Source organism: Nostoc sp., assembly GCF_036917235.1.
GTDB lineage: Bacteria > Cyanobacteriota > Cyanobacteriia > Cyanobacteriales > Nostocaceae > Nostoc.
This window is the reverse complement of record NZ_JBALDU010000105.1, coordinates 42,084-62,879: the sequence shown is the minus strand read 5'-3', so window position 1 is coordinate 62,879 and position 20,796 is coordinate 42,084. Positions and strand designations below refer to the sequence as shown.

Here is a 20,796-nt window from a genome sequence, read left to right as displayed (position 1 = left end):
CTAAGTGGTGATACTGAGTTATGTCGGTTGCTATTGTTTGTGTAAATAAATGTAACACTTTTTAAGAAAACCTGCAACTTTTGTTTACATTCCAATTTGTCCTTTGTCCCTTGTCAATGACTAATGTGACTAATACTTCTCTACGAGAGACTGCGCCAACGACTACGCGGTAGTTGAGCGCAGTCGAAACTCAGTACAAGTGACCAATGACTAACCAGTTAGAAAGACGTATGCGCCCCAAGCCTGTGCTGCAACAGCTAAAAAAGTAGACCAAATGGGATGAGGGCTATGAATGGTTTTACCACTTTGAGTTTCTAGGGTTTGGATATCGATCCAAGGTGTTGCTCCTCGCCGGAACCAACCTGTGACAATAATTTGCCGCCCGATTAGATCCTGGTGATTGACTGACTGTCCTAGCCAAGAAATGTGGTGCAATTTCACCAAACCTGCGCTGGATTGCAAAATTAAATCTTGCGCTAGAGTGTTACTAGTACCTTGACGACCTAATAATTTACCCACAAGACGCACGCTGACGCTATCAATAGGTAAGGCAGAAGGGTCAGCTAACAGGTTGGGTAAGCTGTCGTCAGTTTGTACGGTGGCAGGTTTAATATCGGGGAAGAAAGAATTAATCCGCATCACAGTACCGATGCTAAAGCCAATCAGAAGGCAGCCTGTAATGAAAGACCAATCTTCATATATCCACTTTAGGTTTAAAAACTTGAGTGTGAATGCTAGTTGCCAGGTTAGCCAGACGAAAGCTGCAAACAGAACCCCTAGAGGAATTCCCAACCAGGGAGCGACTTGTAATAGAAAAGACTGACGCTTAACCTTTGATGGAACGCTAGCAAAATGTAGTTCGGTATCTAGATGCCAGTGACGGGCTATTTGACAGAGGCGTTCGATGCGATCGCCCATTAAAGGATGGGTATTATTAATCGTAAACCATCGGCGATAGGGATTGGCAGTATCCCAGTTCAAAAAGGATTCAAAAGATAAATTACTGGCAATAGTACCCAAAGATAAACTCTGTTGGTAGCTGACTGGTGTTAAAAGATTTAAGCTTTCTAGTTGCCAACTGGTGTGTTCTTGTTTTTGGATATCAGCGGCAATGCCAATGGCGATTTTGAGTAAAGCGCGAATCAGGGCATTGGGATTACCAGTAATTTCAGCGGCGACGCGATCGCTATAATAAAGCCGCAACCGCGACAACCACAATGCAGTTCCAGTCAGCAAACACCAAATTCCATAAATTAGACTCGCCAGAACTGTCACCGGCCAGCGCCAAATTTTCGCTGATATTTTGTCTCCCAACTCCGACATTTGCTGATATAGCTTATGAGTTGGTAGTGTCACCAGCAGCAACAAAGACATTACAGCAAAATCCCAGTGAGCAATATGCCCTAGCTGCGTGGCGTAAATAATGGCGATTTCATCATCTGCTAACTGCTCTAATAGCCCTTGACTGACAACAATCCTGGCATTACGTGGTAAACTACCATAAGTCAGAATAATTGGTGCAGCCGTTGGTAAAACCCGCAGTTTGGGTAACGGCCAGTGCCGCTGTTGAGAACAACGTTGTAGCACCCGAACAGCTTCGCGGCTGTGGGTATTCAATACATCTTTCGGAAATTCTCGCTGACCATACAAATTCGCCAGTAGCAAATCCAGCAACCAAGGTGATACCCCGATTAAAATCACCAATGCGATTAGCAACAGTTGAGTAGGATCTTGGTATAAAAACTGTATCGGCTCTAGATAAGGTAGTTTAACTAAAGTCTGGTTGATTAATCCCAATGCTAACTTGAGGATTTCTCGGATCGCCCAAAACAGGGCGATAAATGTTCCGGCTGAAAGTAGCCGCAAGGGAATTAATTTTGGTTTACGTAGTGGTTGCCATGCTCTGGCACGTTGTGCTTGTCGCCAGTAAATAACACCGAATAATTTGGCTTGGGTGCGCGTAACAGAACCCATGAAGCCGCTTAAAGGTGCAGCCAGTGGTGGTGGCGGTGTCGCTAATGTAGCTTTGAGTCTAGCTAGTGGCACCATCGGCGGGATGTCGTCGCTTTTGGTTTCTATTACTTGCTCGTTCGGTTTTTCCTCTGATGTAGCAGTTTCCAGGGGAGTAATGGGGGTTGAATCTGGTATTGAATCTGGTGTTGAATTTTCAAAGGGAACAAATCCAGTTTCGACTTTTTTTGATTCTCGCTCGGTTTTTTTACGTTTTGTCAGGTGTTCGAGAGCGCGTGTTGCCCACTCTTGAACTTGCGGATTGTTACTCTCAATGAGATTCTGGGAAATAGCGATCGCTTTGGGAACTTCGCCAGTGCGAGCATAAGCCATCACTAAACCAACCTGAGCTTGTAAGCTAGCAGTGCCATTATTTTGGCTGCTAGCAATAGGTTCTAGTTGGGCGATCGCTGTTTGGTAATTCCCCTGCTTGAGGGCAACTAAACCAGCCTCCAAAGACGGTTTGGCGTGTGAAGGCATACAAATTCTGGCACTCCAATCTCTTCTAAATGATCCACGTTTGTGCAAAAGCGCGAACCTCGGATGCCGTGGAAATCAACCGCGCTCAAGTTTTGTTTGTCAACTAATTTTGGATTTTGGATTTTGGATTTTGGATTGAGCCTGACCACAAGGTTACTTGGCTCAAGGATTTTAAATTAAAGATTTTAGATTTGTTCTACCCACTAGGGGCAAGGCATGAACAAAAAAATCTAAAATTTAAAATCTAAAATCTAAAATTCGTAGTGAATTATTCCTCCACTGGTTGTTGACTAGAAAATACTGGAGCGATCGCGCTTAATTTTAACTCTGGATGGTCGCCCAATAACTGTTGACAATTCCACTCATTGCGGAATAGCAACACTGGTCGTCCCATACTGTCTTTAACTGTAGTGGTATTGAATATTCGTCCCACCTTTTCTAATGCTTCCCAACCACCCTCAACCCAACGGGCGACACTGTAGGGCAATACATCTAATATGGTTTCTACACCATACTCGTTTTGTAAGCGAAACTGTACTACCTCGAATTGCAACTGACCCACCGCCGCCAAAATTGGATCGCGCTTGGCTTCATCAGTTGAATACATAATTTGCACAGCACCTTCTTCTCGCAATTCCGCAACGCCTTTTTGGAATTGTTTAGACTTCGAGGGGTTGGGATTCCTCAGAGATGCAAACAGTTCCGGCGAGAAATACGGAATCCCCTCATATTCGAGCTTTTGTCCCGTGTAAATTGTATCCCCGATCGCAAAAACACCGGGATTATTTAAACCGATCACATCGCCAGGATAAGCCACATCAATCGATTCTCGCTCTTGAGCAAAGAGTTTTTGCGGGCGAGAGAGACGGATGAGTTTACCAATGCGGGCGTGATTCACCATCATATCTTTTTCAAACTTACCAGTACAAACCCGGATAAATGCGACGCGATCGCGGTGCTTCGGGTCCATATTCGCTTGCAGTTTGAAGACAAACCCCGAAAACTCCGGGTATGTAGGGGGAACTTCGCCAACACTGCTGACATGAGAACCGGGTTTAAGGGCATAGTCGAGGAAATACTTGAGGAATAACTCTACCCCAAAGTTAGTCATGGCGCTACCAAAGAACACAGGGGTCATTTTGCCTTCGTGTATCAACTGTAAATCTAACTCTGGCCCAACTCCTTCTAACAGTTCTAAATCATTTTTCAGTTGGTGGTACAGGCTTTGTTCTAGCTGTTCTTCTATTCTCGGATCGCCTAACTCCACTATTGTATCGCGGGCTTCTCGGCTACCGTGGGCGCTGCGTTCAAACAAGTGTATTTGTTGCTTGTGTCGGTCAAAAACACCTTTAAAGCGATCGCCCATACCAATCGGCCAGTTGACTGCATAAGTTTGCAATCCCAATTCTTGCTCAATTTCATCCAACAGTTCCAGAGGTTCCCTTCCTGGGCGATCGAGCTTGTTGATAAATGTAAAAATTGGGATACCCCGCAACTTACATACTTCAAACAATTTGCGGGTTTGCGGTTCCAAACCCTTTGCCGCATCAATCAGCATCACTGCATTATCAGCGGCGGCGAGGGTGCGGTAAGTATCTTCACTGAAATCTTGGTGTCCGGGAGTGTCTAATAAATTGATTTGACAATTCCGGTATTCAAATTGCAACACTGTGGAGGTAATGGAAATACCCCGTTGTTGCTCCATCGCCATCCAGTCAGAAGTAGCTTTGCGCTGTGCCCGTCGTGCCTTAACCGCCCCAGCTTCGTGAATTGCACCCCCGTACAGGAGTAGCTTTTCAGTTAGTGTCGTTTTACCTGCATCGGGGTGAGATATAATCGCAAAGTTGCGGCGAAGTTCAACTGCTTGAATAAGTTCAGACTGAAGTTCAGTAGACATAAATGTATTTGTTTGTTAGCTAGCTTAATTTTTTTGACTCTGGCAAGTCTTTTAATCTTAAGACAACGATGCTCATGATAGGGTCGTAGTATAACCAACAATCTGACTAAATAGGAGAAAGCAATGTACGACACAGACAAGCGAAAGCTTCTATCTGCCTTGTCTCATGGAGCGATTTTTTTCAGCACAACAGTGGTATCTGTAGGTATACCTATCGCCATACTGCTCGTATCTGACGATCCTGTTGTTAAAGAAAACGCCAAAGAATCCATCAATTTCCATTTTAATGTCTGGCTTTATGGTGCAGTTCTGGGAGCGTTATTTTTTCTATTCGGTTGGTTAGTATTACCTCTATTATTGCTGGGGCCACTAGCCGGTCTGGGATATCTATTACACTGGGGATTAACAATTTGGGCGCTCATTGGAGTTTTTAGCAATCCTGATATACCCTTCCGTTATCCCTATATTTTCCGAGTTTTTTAGCATAGATTATGAGTATGGGCATTCGGCATTGGTAATTGTCAGTTATTTGCTACCAAATACACAAAAAATTTAATTAATTCGTAGCAAATTCTCTGCGTACCTCTGCGTTTACCTTCTCTTCGAGACGCTTTGCGAATGCGCCACTTTGCGTTTAAATTTCACCCCTCAATTACCCACAATTTTGCCAACAGAGAGTCTTATAATTTTGAATTGCTTCATAATGTTGTTTTTTTTTCCAGTCCGTCGGATAGGTGCAACCAAGCTGTAGAATACAAAATTGCCCCACAACTTGATTAAGAGTAGGGCAAAGGACAGTTAAGCACTGTTTGTAGTCTGTCTGACGGCAGGAAAATTTTAACCTGCTTTTGTGACGCTTTGTTTTGTGTCTATTTGCGTTGTTTTTCTTCATAAAATTTTATGTTTCCTACACATCGCCCCCGTCGTCTGCGTACTCATCCCCAACTGCGCCGGATGGTTCGTGAAACTGTTTTAACAACAAGCGATTTAATCTACCCACTATTTGCTGTACCGGGTGAGGGAATCGCTAATGAGGTGAAATCGATGCCCGGAGTCTACCAACTTTCGGTAGATAAAATTGTTGAAGAAGCAAAAGAAGTTTACGACTTAGGAATTCCTTCGATTATTTTATTTGGGATTCCGGCTGATAAAGATGTAGATGCCACTGGCGCTTGGCATGATTGCGGTATCGTCCAAAAAGCAGCGACGGCGGTAAAAGCAGCAGTGCCAGATTTGGTTGTAATTGCTGATACTTGTTTATGTGAATATACCAGTCACGGTCATTGTGGTTATTTACAAACTGGTGATTTAACAGGACGAGTTTTAAATGACCCAACTCTGGAATTGTTGAAGAAAACAGCGGTTTCTCAAGCGAAAGCTGGTGCTGATATCATCGCGCCTTCGGGAATGATGGATGGGTTTGTGCAAGCAATTCGTCAGGGTTTGGATGAAGCAGGATTTCAAGATACGCCGATTTTATCTTATGCTGCTAAGTATGCTTCGGGTTATTATGGCCCATTCCGGGATGCAGCAGACTCGACACCACAATTTGGGGACAGAAGAACTTACCAAATGGACCCAGGTAACGCCCGCGAAGCGATTAAAGAGATTGAATTAGATATCGCTGAAGGTGCTGATATGCTCATGGTTAAGCCAGCCTTGGCATACATGGATATTATCTGGCGGGTGAAGGAAGCGAGTAATTTACCAGTTGCAGCTTACAATGTTTCTGGTGAGTATGCGATGGTGAAAGCTGCGGTTCTCAATGGTTGGATTGATGAGGAGCGGGTGGTTATGGAAACTTTAACTGGGTTTAAACGCGCTGGTGCAGACTTGATTTTGACTTATCATGCCAAAGATGCGGCGAGATGGTTAAAGTAGGCTAGGCATATTGAATAGTAATTTAGGGGGAAATCTCACGCAGAGGCGCGAAGACGCACAGTTGTGTTTTGGTGTTTGGGTGTGAGATTCTTTGTATTTTGGGTTTGGCTGGTGCGAAATCAAGCAAAATTTAACTAATCCGCGTTATCCTTGTAATATATGTATGACAATGATAATAAAAGTTATACTCAGTGTCAGACTGGATGAAGAAACAGAACGGCAGCTAGCCGATATTTTAGCTCACGAGCAAACGGAAAAGAGTGAATTGATCCGACGCTTGATTGCTGAACGCTGGCTAACCTTACAAGCAGGTAAAACTTTGCTAGAGAGACGGGGTGGACACCCTGAACATCTGCTACAAGATGCACCAACGGATTTATCGGAACGCTCAAACCGTAAAAAAGCGATCGCTCAATATCTCAACAAGCGGCATTCATGACCTATTATCCGCTTATACTCGCAGATAGCGGGTTTTTGTTTGCGTACTACAGTGCCAGAGATCAGTATCACCAACAGGTGCGTCGCTTCTTTGAAAACTGTACTTCTAGGCTGGTGACTACGCCCATTTTTATTGCAGAAGTGGTGTGGTTGCTCAACTTTGATTGGCGTACACAAAACGAGTTTCTTCTAGATGTTGCTAAACAACTCTATGAGTGTGAGCAAATATTACCGCAAGATTTTTCGCGCATTGCTGAGTTGAATACTCAGTATAGAGATTTACCAGGGGATTTTGCAGATTTATCCTTGATTGTCATTTCAGAACGCTTAGATATTGCTGCGATGCCTGCGGCGGGCTACGCCTACGCTACTTTGGACAGTGATTTTGATATTTATCGGCGTTATCGGAAAAAACCTTTTGAGCGGGTGTTTTAGGGATGCGATCGCCACTACTTACGGTAATCTAAATGAAAACACCAAAGCTCATAAAACATCTAAAATCGGAATTAAATAGCTTTGATATAGTTATGGCAATCACTCGCTCTATGCTAGGGGCCGTTTATTTAAAAAACCTAAACTCTAACTAGTGCGATCGCTCACTGTATTTGCGACAGCAGCACGATAAAATTCTAAAACCATAATCGTACTAAAAGGTCTAAATGGCAGAAACACTATTCTTCAACGCCTTACGGGAAGCCATTGATGAAGAAATGGCGCGTGATTCCAGCGTATTCGTTCTCGGTGAAGATGTTGGACACTACGGCGGTTCCTATAAAGTTACCAAAGACCTGTACCAAAAATATGGCGAACTCCGCATTCTAGACACCCCCATTGCTGAAAATAGCTTTACTGGGATGGCTGTGGGAGCCGCAATGACTGGGTTACGTCCGATCATTGAAGGCATGAACATGGGCTTTTTACTGCTCGCCTTCAATCAAATATCCAACAACGCTGGGATGCTGCGCTATACTTCTGGCGGTAACTTTAAAATTCCGATGGTAATTCGCGGCCCTGGAGGTGTAGGACGGCAGCTAGGCGCAGAACATTCCCAGCGACTAGAAACCTACTTCCAAGCTGTGCCAGGATTGAAGATTGTTGCCTGCTCCACACCAAGAAACGCTAAAGGACTGCTGAAATCCGCTATCCGCGATGATAATCCAGTATTGTTCTTTGAACACGTTTTGCTTTACAACTTGAAAGAAGATTTACCAGAAGAAGAATATCTGCTACCTCTGGATAAAGCAGAAATTGTGCGTGAAGGGAAAGATGTAACCATTATTACTTACTCGCGGATGCGCCATCATGTGCTACAAGCGGTAAAAACTCTTGAAAAACAAGGATACGATCCAGAAGTTATCGATTTAATATCCCTCAAGCCATTAGATTTTGATACCATTGGTGCATCAATACGTAAAACCCATAAAGTTATTGTTGTGGAAGAATCGATGCGCACTGCGGGTATTGGAGCAGAAGTCATCGCCTCAATAAACGATCGCTTATTCGATGAATTGGATGCGCCAGTACTGCGGCTTTCTTCCCAAGATATTCCCACACCTTACAACGGCAATCTGGAACGGCTAACAATCATCCAACCAGAGCAAATAGTCGAAGCTGTGGAAAAAATGGTAGCCTTGCGAGTTTAGGGATTAGGGATTGGGGACTGGAGACTGGGTACAAAGAAAATAACCAATGCCCAATCCCCGATCCCCAGTACCCAATACTTGCTCATAACTCCATAAAAGAGCGCTATTATAGCCTTTGTCAGTTGCGAGTTATGGTATGCAAAGACAGCGATCGCTATTAATTTTGATTTTAGTCCTGACAATCGCCGCTATTACGGTGATTGCCACAATTCCGATACCCCTTGGGCTGGACTTGCGCGGAGGTTCACAGCTCACAATTCAGGTGAAACCATCAGCGGATATTCCCAAAATCACCGACCGAGAATTGGAAGGTGTGAAGAAAGTTGTCGAAGGCCGGATTAATGGTCTAGGCGTTTCTGAGCCAGTAATTCAAACAGTCGGCGCAGATAAAATATTGGTGCAACTACCAGGAGTCAACGATCCAGAGCAAGCTGAACGGGTGCTAGGAGGTACAGCACAGTTAGAATTTCGGACTCAAAAGGCGAATACAGAAACTCAACTGCTGGCTTTTCAAGCATCAAGAGCCGAATTGAAATTCAAGCAAGAAGAATTAAGAAAGAATACAGACAAAGCGGCAATTGTCAAGAATCAAGAAGACTTACAAAAAAATAATCAAGCGATCGCAGAATTGTTTGAAAGCACCGATCCACCGCTAATTGGCAAATACCTCAAGGATGCCTATGGTGAACCCACTCAAGGTAACAACTGGAATGTTGCCATTCGCTTCGACCAAAAGGGTGGCGAACTCTTTGCCAATTTGACGAAAAATCTCGCTGGTACTGGGCGTAGCATTGGTGTTTTTCTGGACAATGAAGTGATTAGCGCTCCCACTGTGGGTATAGAATTTGCCGCTACTGGCATTACTGGTGGTTCTGCTGTGATTACAGGACGTTTTACCGCCCAGCAAGCCAATGACTTAGGCGTGCAGTTACGCGGTGGCGCATTACCCGTACCAGTAGAAATCGCAGAAAGGCGGACAGTCGGAGCAACCTTGGGTAAAGATAGCATTCAAAGTAGTATTTATGCTGGAGTCGGTGGTTTGACTTTAGTATTAATATTCATGGTGGTTTACTATCGACTACCAGGATTGATTGCGGATATATCACTAGTGATCTACTCCCTCTTAACTTGGTCAACCTTTGCTTTGTTGGGTGTTACCCTAACTTTGCCAGGAATTGCTGGTTTTATTCTCAGTATTGGGATGGCAGTTGATGCCAATGTGCTAATTTTTGAAAGGACGCGGGAAGAATTGCGGGCAGGTAAATCTCTGTATCGTTCTGTGGAATCTGGTTTTTATCGGGCATTTTCTAGTATTTTAGATAGCAACGTCACGACATGGATTGCTTGCGCTGCCCTGTTTTGGCTGGGGTCTGGTTTAGTCAAAGGCTTTGCTCTTACCTTAGCTTTGGGGGTAGCTGTGAGTATGTTTACCGCAATTACCTGTAGTCGGACATTGCTGTTTTTGGCAATTTCAATTCACTCCTTGCGGAAGACAGAACTTTTCTGTCCAAACCTGCCAGCATCAAATAAGGCAGAGGTGACTCCATGAAACTAAGTATTAATAAATCGCGATCGCTTTGGTGGAGTATTTCTGCCGCTATCATCATCGCTGGTATCATCTCAATGGTGATTTCTTGGCAACAACCGAATATTCATTCCCCCTTACGTCCCGGTTTAGATTTTATCGGTGGTACGCGGTTGCAGTTTGTCCGAGATTGCACCAAACCTGGTAACTGCGACAAACCAATTGATATCAACGCTGTCCGGGAAGTAGCAAAAGCACAGGGACTAGGTGATAGCAGTATCCAACTTGTCTCAGAAAATGGTGTAGAAAATGGTGTACTAATTCGGTCGAAAGATTTGGGTGTCGATCAGCGTACCAAATTACAAAACGCTTTGAGCGAAGAAATCGGCGTTTTTGACCCACAAAAGAACCAGATTGACTCCGTTGGCCCCACCTTGGGAAAAGAACTGTTTACATCTGGGATGTTAGCTCTGATAGTTTCCTTCATTGGTATTACTATCTATATGAGTTTCCGCTTCCAGTTGGATTATGCTGTGTTTGCGATCGTTGCCCTATTCCACGATATCTTGATCACAGTTGGGGCTTTTTCATTTTTGGGTTTGGTGGCGGGCATCGAAGTCGATAGCCTGTTTATCGTTGCCTTACTTACGATCACAGGTTTCTCAGTCAACGACACAGTGGTAATTTACGATCGCATTCGGGAAACCCTTAAAATCCATCCCGAACAGTCGATTGCCGAAATTGTAGATGATGCGGTTAACCAAACATTGACAAGATCGATCAACACTACCTTAACCGTATTACTGACATTATCTGCAATCTTTCTATTTGGCGGGGAAACACTGAAATACTTTTCCCTCGCTTTGATTATTGGCTTCACAATGGGAGCTTATTCGAGTATTTTCATCGCCAGTACTCTTCTAACTTGGTGGCGAGAGCGTAAAGGGCAATCGCAGGTGTTAGACAACCCTGATTCGATTGATACATCTCCCAGTTCCCAGGATAGTTAAAAAGAGTGTATATTTCACAATTGGGTGAAAGCATTTTGAATTGCTCACCCACGCCTTGCAATTTTATTCCCCTATGGATCAACCAGAAGAAACATTAAATTCTGTCCCAGACTCGGAGAAATTTGACCCATCGTTTGCTCAACAAGTACAAAAGCTACATCAGCTAACAGTATATGGCAGGTGGCTATTTGTGGGCTGTTTATGGCTGACCATTGCGCCTATCTCTTTGTGGGGTCTACGTACAGAAATTGCTCTGTGGCAACAATATTTTACCTGGGTGGCAGTGAGATTTGGATTATTTTACCATCCACTGTCTACCTTCGGTCTCGCCTTTTGTTTGGGGATGACTGCTGCTGTTTTAGTTTGGCAAAGTCGGAATATTCTACTCGGACTGCCACCACAGGAAAAACAACGTTTAGAAAAACAAGTTTATCGGATACGTCAGCAGGGAGCAACTCATCCTCTATGGAAATGGGTTTGTCATTAAATTTTCTTTCTCTACACGTACAGTAATTTATAGCAAAATATGACTTAACTCAAAGTTTAAATTGATGGGTAAGCAAGTTCGTAGTAAGGGCTTTAGTTCTTAATTTTCTCAGCACTAAAGTGCTTACTACAAACTTTTCATTACTAGCTGTAGACATTGTACGAGACATCTGCTGAAAAAGAATGTAGAGATGTAGTAGGTGCATATTTAACACCAAATGTCTGCTCAAAGATACTGCTAAAAGTGGATGCCATACATGAACGATCTTCAGATTAAATTTAGCGAACATCTGCGCTGCGCCGGAGGCGAACACAAGTCTGAAATTGACCTTTATCAACTGCAAGAACTGTTAAACATTTCCGCTTTTTGGGCAAAGGGACGCAGTATTGAGGATTTAGGTATAGCGATTGCCAATAGTGAGCCAGTAATTTCTGTTTGCGATCGCGATCGACTCATTGGCTTTGCGAGAGCAACATCCGATGGCATCTATCGCGCCACAATTTGGGATGTTGTGATTCATCCAGAGTATCAACATAGTGGCTTGGGAAGCAATTTAGTAGAAACTGTTTTGAGACATCCCCGCATGAGGTCGGTTGAGCGTGTTTACCTGATGACTACTCACCAGCAGGGTTTCTACGAAAAGATTGGTTTTCAAACCAACACTACCACTACGATGGTGTTACACAATCAAGCTAATCGTGCTTTCGTTTCTGCTACAGAAGTTCATCTGCAAGAATCACCGCAGCAGTTCCGAGCAATGAGTGCTGAGTGCTGAGTATAAGAACTGTTGTAGTAGTAAAATAGTCAAGAACCAAGATTTCGTCTCTACTACTCAGCACGGGCTAAACGCCCCGTTACCGCTAACAGCACTCAGCACTACTCATCAGCACTCAGCACTACTCACTAGGGGGATAGAGATTTGTAGTCTGGTAAGCTGTTGAAGTGGTTCCTTCACAATGGTCAAAGGCAAGATTTCTAACTTTCCTCCCATAACTTCCACCAGAGTCTGATTGATTAATAGCCTCATTCCTGGGGAAAGAGCAGCCTTCTTTTGTTCAATCTGGGCCAACCGATCTTCAAATTTGAGCAAATCAATCGGTTCGCTCCAAGATACAGCATGGGTCGGTAAATCTAGCCAAATGGTTACAAAATTATTTGTAGGTAGGGTGCTAGTGGAAATACAAATGCTCCCTTCCTCCATCTGAGTAATGGCAGTATCTATTAAACTTATCAATACTTGGCGGAGCCAGAGGTAATCTGTCAAAACATAAATTTCTGAGTCGGCGGGTAATAATTTTAAGGGAAAATTGCGATTTGCCGCCAGCATATAAGTTAAGTCATGAACCTCATCTAAAATTTGGGCTAAGGGTCTGGGCTGAATATCTAATTTATTGGTGCCGTGTTCAACTCTAGCAACATTGAGAATTTCATCCATTAGCTTCAGCAACTTCAGCGTTCGCTCGTGAGCTTGGGCAATAAATTCTCGCTCTTCAGCTGGATTTTCACACAAATCTGACAAAATTAATTGATGTAAGCCAATCAAACCATTAAAAGGCGATCGCAATTCATGGGTAGTCCGCGCCAAAAAACCAGCTTTAAACTGGCTCATTTCCCTTGCCATCAGATATGCCAGCTGCGTTTGCTGTAGCTGTTGTAATATTAGTGACATATCCTGTTGAGCTAATGGCGCTACTGGGGATGAGCTAGATGAAACATTTGGCGATGCCTGCTTTGGGCGTAGCCACCGCCCAAATATCTGACGGAAAACCATACCTAGTGCTATTCCTGCTCCTAGATATATCCAGTTGCTCCAATTCATATCTGGCAATTATTAATTTGCTAATTAAGTACAACAGCGCAAACTAAAGTTTCAGATTTCTCTGTTGTTAACACCACGAAAACAACATTATAGCTACCTATACTTGGTTATCACTCGAAATCTCTAACTCGATCGCACCTTGTCGCAAAATTTGCCAATTTCTCCCTGTCCATTTTGCAACGGTGGAAGGTACACCTATCGCCTGCATTCCACCCTGGCATTCTGTCGTTGCTAAAGTCAAAACCTGGGGAAACTGAGTCTCAATTTCTGTCATTGTTTGCAAAGGTGGCTGACCAGAAAAATTGGCGCTAGTGGTGGCAAGAGGGCCTGTTTGCGCCAAAATAGTTTGAGCGATCGCACTGTTTGGTACTCGAATCCCAATTGTTGTTGGATCGATGGGATTCATAACTTTTGGTAAGCGTTCACTCGCTGGCAAAACTAATGTCAGCCCTCCTGGCCAATATTTATCTGCTACTTCTTGCCAAACTTTATATTCATTCTCACTACCCTTGACATACGGCCACAAATCTTCAGCACTAGCCGCCATCAAAATCAAAGGTTTATCTTGACTGCGTTGCTTCGCTGCAAAAATTAATGCTGCTTTTTCTGGTATCGCTGCAAGTGCCGGAACAGTATCAGTAGGAAAGCTTACCAAAAGACCAGCGCGTGCGCCACTAATTAGATTTGTTAGAGAAACTTGGGTCATGTTTACAAAAATAGGAGTTAGAAGTTAGGAGTGAGGAATTTCATAACTCATAACTCATTACTCATCACTCCTAACTTTTGTAGGCCAAGGCAAAACGTTCAATTCCAGCTAAATCAGCGTGAATTTGAATCTTACAATAGCTACCTTGATTTTGTAAAAGTTCTCGCACTGCATCCGCTTGTCCAGCCATCATCTCAATTAGCCACACGCCACCCGATTGCAAATAACTAGGGGAGACTTCGATCAAATGGCGAATGCAATCTAAGCCATCAGCGCCACCATCCAAAGCCAGATGTGGTTCGTGGTTAACTACTTCTGGTTGTAAAGTCGGTAAGATGCTGGTGGGGATATAAGGGGGGTTCGACACCATGCCACTGAACTGACCTTTTAACAATGTCAGTGGCTCCCACCAGGAACCTTGATAAAATTGAATCCGGTCAGCAAGACCCAAATTATCAGCGTTGGTTCGAGCGATCGCTAGAGCTTCTAAACTGTAATCGACAGCATGAATTGTGGCTTTTGGCAAGGCATCTGCTAATCCGATGGCGATCGCACCGCTCCCAGTACCCAAATCTACCCAATGTCCTGAAGCATTGCTAGCAGATGCTTCAGCTAAATCGATTAAACACTCTGTCTCTGGTCTAGGAATCAAAACCGCACTCGACACCGCAATTTTAAACTGACGCCAAGTTGTAGCTCTCGCAATATACTGCACTGGTAAGCGATCGTTTAATCGCCTCTGCCATAACTCTTCTAACTCTTGTAGCGGCAATTGCAGTTGAATTTGCGGCCAGTTTTTAAAAGACTCCAAACGTAGTGCCAAACGGTCTAACCCAGCAACTTCCAGGAGTAGCCAATCTACCTCTATTGCTGGGACATCAGTGGCGATCGCTGCTTTGAGAGCTGCATTCCGCCACTGCCAAAGTTGTAAACCAGAGACTATCAGATGTTTCTCCCCCATAGCTCAACCTTGGAGCGCATATCCGTTATTTTTTCGGAGCGGCGGCAGGAGCTGGCTTGGCCCCTGGTGATTGATTTGGCGCCAGGGAGCGAATAAAATTGATCGACTCCCGTGATGGATATAGAACAATTTTATTGATACTAGGGTCGCTGCTGCTATTGAGAGCTTCCATAACACCGTACAAATCTACCACCTGAATTTCAGTATTGGCTCCTTCCTTTGGCACGGCTTTTTTGAATTCCTCTAACAGAGCCACTGCTTGTTCTTTCTCAAAAAAGAAAGGGATGTATCGCTCATTACCTTTAGCAAGGGGAATAGTCAGATAGCTATTATCTTTCTTAAATTTTGGTACAAATAAGGGAATACCATTGAATTGCTCTCCCTTTTTACCATTTTGATTGAGCATACTTGTTGCCGAAGCTACTTGCTGTTGCGTCGGAACTAAAGTATAAATCACAGAATCTGATTTCTTTTTGCTTTCTTGGACTATTTTATAGTAGTCTGCCAAGGACAAAGGTCTAACCTGTAGAGTGCTTGCCAACTGGGGATTTTCTTTTTTGAGTCGATTGTCAAGGAATTTTTGAGCATCTTGCTTGCTAATAAAAAATCCCACTTGTGATACTGGCTTGGATGCGTTGTTTCTCGAAAGAACTACGAATTCGCCTTTAGGATTGGTGAGCGTGAATACAGGTACTTCTTGGAGCTTTTTCACTATCTGATCTTGTGGCAGAGCGATCGCCTCTAGATTACCCATTCCTGGTAGATTGCCTATTCCTGAAAGCCCCGTTAAAAATACACTACCAGCTATACCCAATGTTGCGCCTAAGCGAATAAATGATTTCATGACTGCTCCTCGCATCAATAGTCCAATTAAATTAAACAAATGGTTGGATTTGCACAGCACCAACTAGCTTTAGTTATATAGCAATCTATTTCAGTTGTGAAAAATTCATTGTGCGCGTTGAGGTTGAGTGTTAAGCGTGAGACAGCCCGGTCTTGTTGTTCCAACAAAGAGGGACTGCCGAACCCGGAGGGTCAACGGTCAAAATCCAATGTTCCCTAACTATTGAGAGTTGCTGTAGTATCGTTTTCACAAATTGGCTGTGCTAACGTTGTGTTATTCTAGGTTTCGCTTCGCTATTGACCGCGAAATGCCGTAGATGCTTATTATATGTCTTCTCAAACAGCAAAAAGTCTCTACATCTCTCCAACCTTGGAGATGATAAATGCCATTTTATCGGCTTTTGCTAATATCAGTTGACGCTATTAGTTAATCAATCGTTCCATCTGCGATTGGTTTAATATCTTCTCAAATCTATACAAAGCTCAGTGTTAAAAATTACCTTACTACTTAATTACTAAATTTACCTGTTAAGCTTCAACAGCAGAACAGCTTAATTGGTCTTCTCCATAAAAATATCCAATTAAATTGCAGATATTAGTAAATAAAACTTAACTAACTACCCTAACTGTTAACTATATTAATTAAATCGGGATGACAGGATTTGAACCTGCGGCATCCTGCTCCCAAAGCAGGCGCGCTACCAAGCTGCGCTACATCCCGTTATACTCATCCGCTTTTTTGGGTTTAGTTTTAGTTTCCATCAAAGCGATCGCGCTTTCACAAAAGCGTTAAGGCAATCATATCACATAACACCGCTCATGCCTAATATATTTATATCTTCTGCAAATACTAGCTACATTAGATATTTAAACTGATAAAGGTTAAAGGTTTGTCTGCCGACTTAGTTTTACAAGAGATATTACTTGTGCGTTCGTCGGCTAAACCTTGTCAAACCAAATTTAAATAATAGATTTGTACTACTATACCTGATTTTATTGTGCGAATCGGGTTTTATTTGGATTGAGCATTAGTGAGGATACCAGAACATACCTTTGATGCCTTCTGGATCAGCCATAAACCCCATAGTTCGGTAGAAATCTACAACATGGGGGTCAGCGAAGAGAGTGACATTACTAATTTCTTCACTCCTAAGTTTTTTGAGAACGTATTTCATCAGCGCCTTGCCCAGTCCTTGACTTTGAAAGTCTGGGTGAACCACTACATCCCAGATAGTGGCATTAAACGCGTGATCTGAGGTAGCACGGGCAAAACCAATGAGCCGCTTTTGGTTTCCTCTCACTTGCCACATTGAGGCAACGAGAAAACTATGCTCAATAGCTTTTTTTACTTTTCTTAGAGGACGACGCGACCAACCAACTGCATCACAGAGTTCTTCTAGCTCATATAGGTCAATATCTCGTTCCGTACTGAAGACGATCCGAGCCTCCTTTGAAGCAGCTTCGCTAATACTACTGGGGCTGGAGTTGCCCGCAGTTTCCGCTGTATGCTCTTCAAAGAGGTTTGTCCTAGTTGTCCCTACAGATTCAGGAGTACTAAACCAAGATTTCCAAAAACCCATGCCAACGCGGTTCGGGTAGTATAACTGAATTGGTTTCCACTCTCAGGAGTGTTGATTCACTTTTAACATCGCTACCCCCATTTACTACCCTTTACACTCAAAGTTTTTCGGTTGTTTTCGGGATTTGCAATGGTAGCAGCCAGTTAGAGCGTGTTTCACACCAATCATTTTCAACTTTAGCATTTTGTTGTAAAGGCTAGGAGAAATTCACTAAAAGGGTAAGGATATAAACAATTCAAAATTTAAAATTCATAATGGAAAAACCTAATCCTGGCAATTGCTCGTATAGAGCTTAAATGCACGTTAGCTTAGGAATGAATTGTATACACAGGATTGGACATTGATGCAGAGGGGCGGGGTGTAGGGGGCAGAGGGTAAAACTACTCTTCTCCCTTACTCCCTCCTCCCTCCTCTCAGTCCCCAATCCTCAGTCCCCAGTCCTGAACACCCAACCCCCAACACCCAGCCCCCAGATGACGAAAGCAAGCGAGTTTTACCCTTAACAATGGCTTCTGGTTTAAAATCTTCGACACTGGAACTCCTAAAGCGCTTTAACCGAGCGTTTCCCCAGTTTTATGAGCAATTCGTCAGTAGTGAAATTCAACTACAAAATTTGCGGTTAGCCTACCGTCTCTATAAAACTAGACGCGCTGTTATTGAGCTGAAACCGGAAGGTAGCAAAAGTGCCCTGCATTTTGCTTACCGCAACCAGTCTTTTCTCCTCAGCGATATTTTTGGTGTACTAGCAGCTTATGGGTTGACTATCCACGGTTTAAGTCTATACGGTCAAATCCGTCCGCCAATGTTAGTTTTTATCAAACTGTTGGTATCTCGTGGTAGTAAAGCCTTGACCGAGAAAACCGCAGAAAATGTTTGTCGCGCCATTCGCGAGGCTTTAGGAGGTCGGTTTGAGGTAGAAGAGATGCTGGCAGTAGAATTCAATCTTGACACTGGCTTAGAGCAGGTACAAACTGAGTTCTATGTCGATCCGGTCTTTCATCTCCCTGCCTTAGTGATTGAAGCTGATAATCAACCAGGATTATTCTACAAAGTGATGTACGCTATCTGGCAGGAAGACCTGCTGGTAGTCAATGCCAATTTACTGGTTTGGCGCGGACGTACACGGCTAATTCTCTACTTGTTGGGGCCAAATGAAAGTCTGATTCCTGAATATCTGGGTCACAAAATTGCTGAAGGGGTGCGACAGAGGTTGCTGGGTAAATGAAAAAAGTGAGAAGTTATGAGTTATGAGTTATGAGTTATGAGTTAAAAATTCCTCACTCCTAACTTCTAACTCTTTCCACTTTAGTATTTAGTCGCACCCGTCCTTAAGGGTACGATACAAGTATGGCAACTATCGAAATCTTGGGCGTTCCACACGCATACGAGCTAACGGCTCCCACTTCCTGCCCCCATGCTTTAGTATTTATCCACGGTTGGCTCAATAGCCGTGGATATTGGCAACCTGTGATTTCCCGCCTATCAGATGATTTGCAGTGCCTGTCCTATGATTTGCGGGGTTTTGGTGAATCCCAATCCCAGGTAAAAACTGATTTTAGTCGAGCACAAACGTCTTTGAGTCTGACGCCCATCTCCAGTAGTGCGGCTGACTCATCTTTCGATTCTCTTTATACTCCTGCTGCGTATACTCAGGATTTAGCAGCTCTCCTGAAACAGCTAAATATTACGAGTGCTTGGCTAATTGGTCACTCATTAGGCGGGACGATCGCTCTTTGGGGAGCAGATCAAATGCCTGAGTGTGTTAAGGGAGTTATCTGTATCAACGCTGGCGGTGGTATTTACCTCAAAGAAGCCTTTGAGCAGTTTCGCTCGGCGGGTCAGAAATTTTTGCAAGTCCGTCCGCGCTGGCTGTCCCAAGTGCCTTTGATTGATTTGCTGTTTACCAGAGCTAGTGTGGCTCGTCCTTTAGAGCGCTATTGGGCACGTCAGCGAGTAATAGATTTCGTTGTGGCTGACCCAGAAGCGGCTCTGGGAACTCTGTTAGACTCCACAACTGAAGAAGAAATCAATCGTTTACCTGAGCTAGTATCACAACTGAAGCAGCCAGTTTATTTTTTGGCTGGCGCGGAAGACAAGGTTATGGAACCCAAGTATGTGCGCCATTTAGCCAGCTTTCACAAGCTTTTTCAATATTGTGGTGACAATGTTCTGGAAATTCCTAATTGTGGACACCTGGCTATGTTGGAACAGCCGGATGCAGTGGCCGATCACATCCGGGCGATAGTCAATAGTTATAGGGTATAGGGCAAAATAGTTCTGAGTTTCGTTAGCGGTAGCGGGGCCTTTAGCCCGTTCCGAGTGCTGAGTAAGGAAGTAAAATTCCCCACTCAGCACTACTGAGTTCCATTGGGCATTGGTAATTACAAATGACCAATGACCAATGACTACTCAATAGAGTGATACAACTTCATTACCTGAGTAAGCCCTAACCTAGACTCAACACCTAGTGTAAGGGGGGATGTATGACCACGGGATAGATGGTCAGCGGCGGCACAGCCAATCATGGCGGCGTTATCGGTACAGAATTTTAGAGGTGGGAATAGGACGCGTAGGTTATGTTTAACGGCGGCGGCTTGGAGGTTTTTTCTCAACCCGCTATTTGCTGCTACACCGCCACCAATGGCAATTGTATCTAGACCATAGTCTAGGGCACAGGCGATCGCTCTTTTGGTTAGCGATCGCGCTACCGTATCCTGAAAGCTAGCTGCTACGTCTGCCACTGGTACTTGTCCCCCATCTTTCTCTAACTGCTGCACTAAACGTAATACAGCCGTTTTTAACCCACTAAAACTCGCATCATAACGATGAAACCCTCCACCGGGTAAAGAAACTCTTCCTTCCGGTAAAGCAAAGGCTTGAGCATTACCCTGCTGTGCCAACTTGTCAATCACTGGCCCACCCGGATAACCCAGCTTTAACAATCGCGCCACTTTATCAAAGGCTTCACCCGCAGCATCATCACGGGTTTGTCCCAGAGTTTCGTAGATACCACAATCTTTGACATAAATCAAGCTTGTATGTCCGCCTGAAACCAGTAAGCTAAGAAAAGGGGGATTTAAAGTTGATTCGCTCAAGTAAGTTGCGTAAATGTGACCTTCGAGGTGATGAACTCCCAAAAATGGCTTGTTGTGTACCATCGCTAGAGTTTTGGCAGCAGTTAACCCCACCAATAGCGCTCCTACAAGTCCAGGGGCACAAGTTGCGGCAATTGCGTCAATTTGTCCCCAATCTAGTTGGGCTTGCTCTAAGGCTTGTGCGATCGCTTCATTGATGGTTTCCAGGTGTTGGCGAGAGGCTACTTCTGGCACTACCCCGCCATACTGCTGGTGGACTGGAATTTGCGAGGCTACGATACTACTGCAAACTTTACGATTGTTAACAATTGCGACGGCTGTTTCATCACAACTGGTTTCTATTGCTAAAACGGTTGTCATTGAGAGTTCTGAGTTTCTGAGTGCTGAGTTCTGAGTCCTGAATAGTAGAGAAAAAATCTTG

Annotated in this window: 19 protein-coding genes and 1 tRNA gene; 11 read left to right on the top strand and 9 right to left on the bottom strand. The window is 43.9% G+C overall.

Annotated features, from left to right (window positions below; all coding sequences use genetic code 11):
• Positions 1–210: 210 nt before the first annotated feature.
• The gene (locus V7K44_RS30560) at positions 211–2,490 is read right to left on the bottom strand and encodes a M48 family metalloprotease (protein WP_334937424.1); all 2,280 of its coding nucleotides are present in this window, start codon (positions 2,488–2,490) and stop codon (positions 211–213) included.
• A 268-nt stretch (positions 2,491–2,758) separates the two neighbouring features.
• Positions 2,759–4,387 carry a peptide chain release factor 3 gene (gene prfC / locus V7K44_RS30555; protein WP_334937422.1) on the bottom strand — a complete coding sequence of 543 codons (1,629 nt, stop codon included), beginning with the start codon at positions 4,385–4,387 and terminating at the stop codon, positions 2,759–2,761.
• 123 nt (positions 4,388–4,510) lie between these two features.
• Between prfC and V7K44_RS30550 the strand changes: the two genes are divergently transcribed.
• The 9 genes from V7K44_RS30550 to V7K44_RS30510 all read left to right on the top strand — a co-directional run bounded on the left by V7K44_RS30550 (position 4,511) and on the right by V7K44_RS30510 (position 12,146).
• Positions 4,511–4,870, top strand: coding sequence for a DUF4870 domain-containing protein (locus tag V7K44_RS30550; protein ID WP_334937420.1), 360 nt, complete (start codon positions 4,511–4,513; stop codon positions 4,868–4,870).
• Between the two features lie 417 nt (positions 4,871–5,287).
• Positions 5,288–6,268, top strand: a complete 981-nt coding sequence (gene hemB / locus V7K44_RS30545; RefSeq protein ID WP_334937418.1) for a porphobilinogen synthase — start codon at positions 5,288–5,290, stop codon at positions 6,266–6,268.
• 169 nt (positions 6,269–6,437) lie between these two features.
• The gene (locus V7K44_RS30540; RefSeq protein ID WP_334937416.1) at positions 6,438–6,707 is read left to right on the top strand and encodes a hypothetical protein; all 270 of its coding nucleotides are present in this window, start codon (positions 6,438–6,440) and stop codon (positions 6,705–6,707) included.
• Positions 6,704–7,141 (top strand): type II toxin-antitoxin system VapC family toxin, encoded by a 438-nt coding sequence (locus V7K44_RS30535; RefSeq protein ID WP_334937414.1) that lies wholly within the window; start codon positions 6,704–6,706, stop codon positions 7,139–7,141. Before V7K44_RS30540 ends, V7K44_RS30535 begins: the two co-directional genes overlap by 4 nt.
• A 224-nt stretch (positions 7,142–7,365) precedes the next feature.
• Entirely contained in the window at positions 7,366–8,349 is a 984-nt protein-coding gene (locus V7K44_RS30530; RefSeq protein ID WP_099100369.1) for an alpha-ketoacid dehydrogenase subunit beta, read from the top strand.
• Positions 8,350–8,485: 136 nt separating this feature from the next.
• Positions 8,486–9,898 carry a protein translocase subunit SecD gene (gene secD / locus V7K44_RS30525; RefSeq protein ID WP_334937472.1) on the top strand — a complete coding sequence of 471 codons (1,413 nt, stop codon included), beginning with the start codon at positions 8,486–8,488 and terminating at the stop codon, positions 9,896–9,898.
• A complete protein-coding gene (gene secF, locus V7K44_RS30520; protein ID WP_334937412.1) occupies positions 9,895–10,884 on the top strand; it encodes a protein translocase subunit SecF in 990 nt (329 codons plus the stop codon). Before secD ends, secF begins: the two co-directional genes overlap by 4 nt.
• A 73-nt stretch (positions 10,885–10,957) precedes the next feature.
• On the top strand, positions 10,958–11,371 hold the full coding sequence (locus tag V7K44_RS30515; RefSeq protein WP_334937410.1) for a hypothetical protein: 414 nt from the start codon (positions 10,958–10,960) through the stop codon (positions 11,369–11,371).
• Positions 11,372–11,627: 256 nt separating this feature from the next.
• The gene (locus tag V7K44_RS30510) at positions 11,628–12,146 is read left to right on the top strand and encodes a GNAT family N-acetyltransferase (protein ID WP_334937408.1); all 519 of its coding nucleotides are present in this window, start codon (positions 11,628–11,630) and stop codon (positions 12,144–12,146) included.
• A 108-nt stretch (positions 12,147–12,254) separates the two neighbouring features.
• On the opposite strand, the gene V7K44_RS30505 is transcribed toward V7K44_RS30510, so the two are convergent.
• The 6 genes from V7K44_RS30505 to V7K44_RS30480 form a co-directional block, all read right to left on the bottom strand.
• Positions 12,255–13,190: a sensor histidine kinase gene (locus V7K44_RS30505; RefSeq protein ID WP_334937406.1), complete on the bottom strand. Its 936-nt coding sequence runs from the start codon at positions 13,188–13,190 to the stop codon at positions 12,255–12,257.
• A gap of 97 nt (positions 13,191–13,287) precedes the next feature.
• Positions 13,288–13,896 (bottom strand): L-threonylcarbamoyladenylate synthase, encoded by a 609-nt coding sequence (locus tag V7K44_RS30500; protein WP_334937404.1) that lies wholly within the window; start codon positions 13,894–13,896, stop codon positions 13,288–13,290.
• Positions 13,897–13,966: 70 nt separating this feature from the next.
• Complete coding sequence (gene prmC / locus V7K44_RS30495; protein ID WP_334937402.1) at positions 13,967–14,857, bottom strand: peptide chain release factor N(5)-glutamine methyltransferase; 891 nt, start codon at positions 14,855–14,857, stop codon at positions 13,967–13,969.
• Positions 14,858–14,882: 25 nt separating this feature from the next.
• Positions 14,883–15,701, bottom strand: coding sequence for a Tic22 family protein (locus V7K44_RS30490; RefSeq protein ID WP_334937400.1), 819 nt, complete (start codon positions 15,699–15,701; stop codon positions 14,883–14,885).
• A gap of 646 nt (positions 15,702–16,347) precedes the next feature.
• Positions 16,348–16,421: transfer RNA gene (locus V7K44_RS30485), tRNA-Pro, on the bottom strand.
• 307 nt (positions 16,422–16,728) lie between these two features.
• Positions 16,729–17,280, bottom strand: a complete 552-nt coding sequence (locus V7K44_RS30480; protein WP_334937398.1) for a GNAT family N-acetyltransferase — start codon at positions 17,278–17,280, stop codon at positions 16,729–16,731.
• Positions 17,281–17,785: 505 nt separating this feature from the next.
• On the opposite strand from V7K44_RS30480, the gene V7K44_RS30475 reads away from it, so the two are divergent.
• Complete coding sequence (locus tag V7K44_RS30475) at positions 17,786–18,505, top strand: hypothetical protein (RefSeq protein ID WP_012410214.1); 720 nt, start codon at positions 17,786–17,788, stop codon at positions 18,503–18,505.
• A gap of 122 nt (positions 18,506–18,627) precedes the next feature.
• On the top strand, positions 18,628–19,545 hold the full coding sequence (locus V7K44_RS30470) for an alpha/beta fold hydrolase (protein ID WP_334937396.1): 918 nt from the start codon (positions 18,628–18,630) through the stop codon (positions 19,543–19,545).
• A 140-nt stretch (positions 19,546–19,685) separates the two neighbouring features.
• Here the strand turns inward: V7K44_RS30470 and tsaD are convergent, their stop codons facing one another.
• The gene (gene tsaD, locus V7K44_RS30465) at positions 19,686–20,735 is read right to left on the bottom strand and encodes a tRNA (adenosine(37)-N6)-threonylcarbamoyltransferase complex transferase subunit TsaD (protein ID WP_334937394.1); all 1,050 of its coding nucleotides are present in this window, start codon (positions 20,733–20,735) and stop codon (positions 19,686–19,688) included.
• Positions 20,736–20,796: the final 61 nt, after the last annotated feature.

Coding starts and splice junctions, on each gene's coding strand:
- V7K44_RS30560 (WP_334937424.1), bottom strand. CDS start 2,490: ATGCCTTCACACGCCAAACCGTCTTTGGAGGCTGGTTTAGTTGCCCTC.
- prfC (WP_334937422.1), bottom strand. CDS start 4,387: ATGTCTACTGAACTTCAGTCTGAACTTATTCAAGCAGTTGAACTTCGC.
- V7K44_RS30550 (WP_334937420.1), top strand. CDS start 4,511: ATGTACGACACAGACAAGCGAAAGCTTCTATCTGCCTTGTCTCATGGA.
- hemB (WP_334937418.1), top strand. CDS start 5,288: ATGTTTCCTACACATCGCCCCCGTCGTCTGCGTACTCATCCCCAACTG.
- V7K44_RS30540 (WP_334937416.1), top strand. CDS start 6,438: ATGATAATAAAAGTTATACTCAGTGTCAGACTGGATGAAGAAACAGAA.
- V7K44_RS30535 (WP_334937414.1), top strand. CDS start 6,704: ATGACCTATTATCCGCTTATACTCGCAGATAGCGGGTTTTTGTTTGCG.
- V7K44_RS30530 (WP_099100369.1), top strand. CDS start 7,366: ATGGCAGAAACACTATTCTTCAACGCCTTACGGGAAGCCATTGATGAA.
- secD (WP_334937472.1), top strand. CDS start 8,486: ATGCAAAGACAGCGATCGCTATTAATTTTGATTTTAGTCCTGACAATC.
- secF (WP_334937412.1), top strand. CDS start 9,895: ATGAAACTAAGTATTAATAAATCGCGATCGCTTTGGTGGAGTATTTCT.
- V7K44_RS30515 (WP_334937410.1), top strand. CDS start 10,958: ATGGATCAACCAGAAGAAACATTAAATTCTGTCCCAGACTCGGAGAAA.
- V7K44_RS30510 (WP_334937408.1), top strand. CDS start 11,628: ATGAACGATCTTCAGATTAAATTTAGCGAACATCTGCGCTGCGCCGGA.
- V7K44_RS30505 (WP_334937406.1), bottom strand. CDS start 13,190: ATGAATTGGAGCAACTGGATATATCTAGGAGCAGGAATAGCACTAGGT.
- V7K44_RS30500 (WP_334937404.1), bottom strand. CDS start 13,896: ATGACCCAAGTTTCTCTAACAAATCTAATTAGTGGCGCACGCGCTGGT.
- prmC (WP_334937402.1), bottom strand. CDS start 14,857: ATGGGGGAGAAACATCTGATAGTCTCTGGTTTACAACTTTGGCAGTGG.
- V7K44_RS30490 (WP_334937400.1), bottom strand. CDS start 15,701: ATGAAATCATTTATTCGCTTAGGCGCAACATTGGGTATAGCTGGTAGT.
- V7K44_RS30480 (WP_334937398.1), bottom strand. CDS start 17,280: ATGGGTTTTTGGAAATCTTGGTTTAGTACTCCTGAATCTGTAGGGACA.
- V7K44_RS30475 (WP_012410214.1), top strand. CDS start 17,786: ATGGCTTCTGGTTTAAAATCTTCGACACTGGAACTCCTAAAGCGCTTT.
- V7K44_RS30470 (WP_334937396.1), top strand. CDS start 18,628: ATGGCAACTATCGAAATCTTGGGCGTTCCACACGCATACGAGCTAACG.
- tsaD (WP_334937394.1), bottom strand. CDS start 20,735: ATGACAACCGTTTTAGCAATAGAAACCAGTTGTGATGAAACAGCCGTC.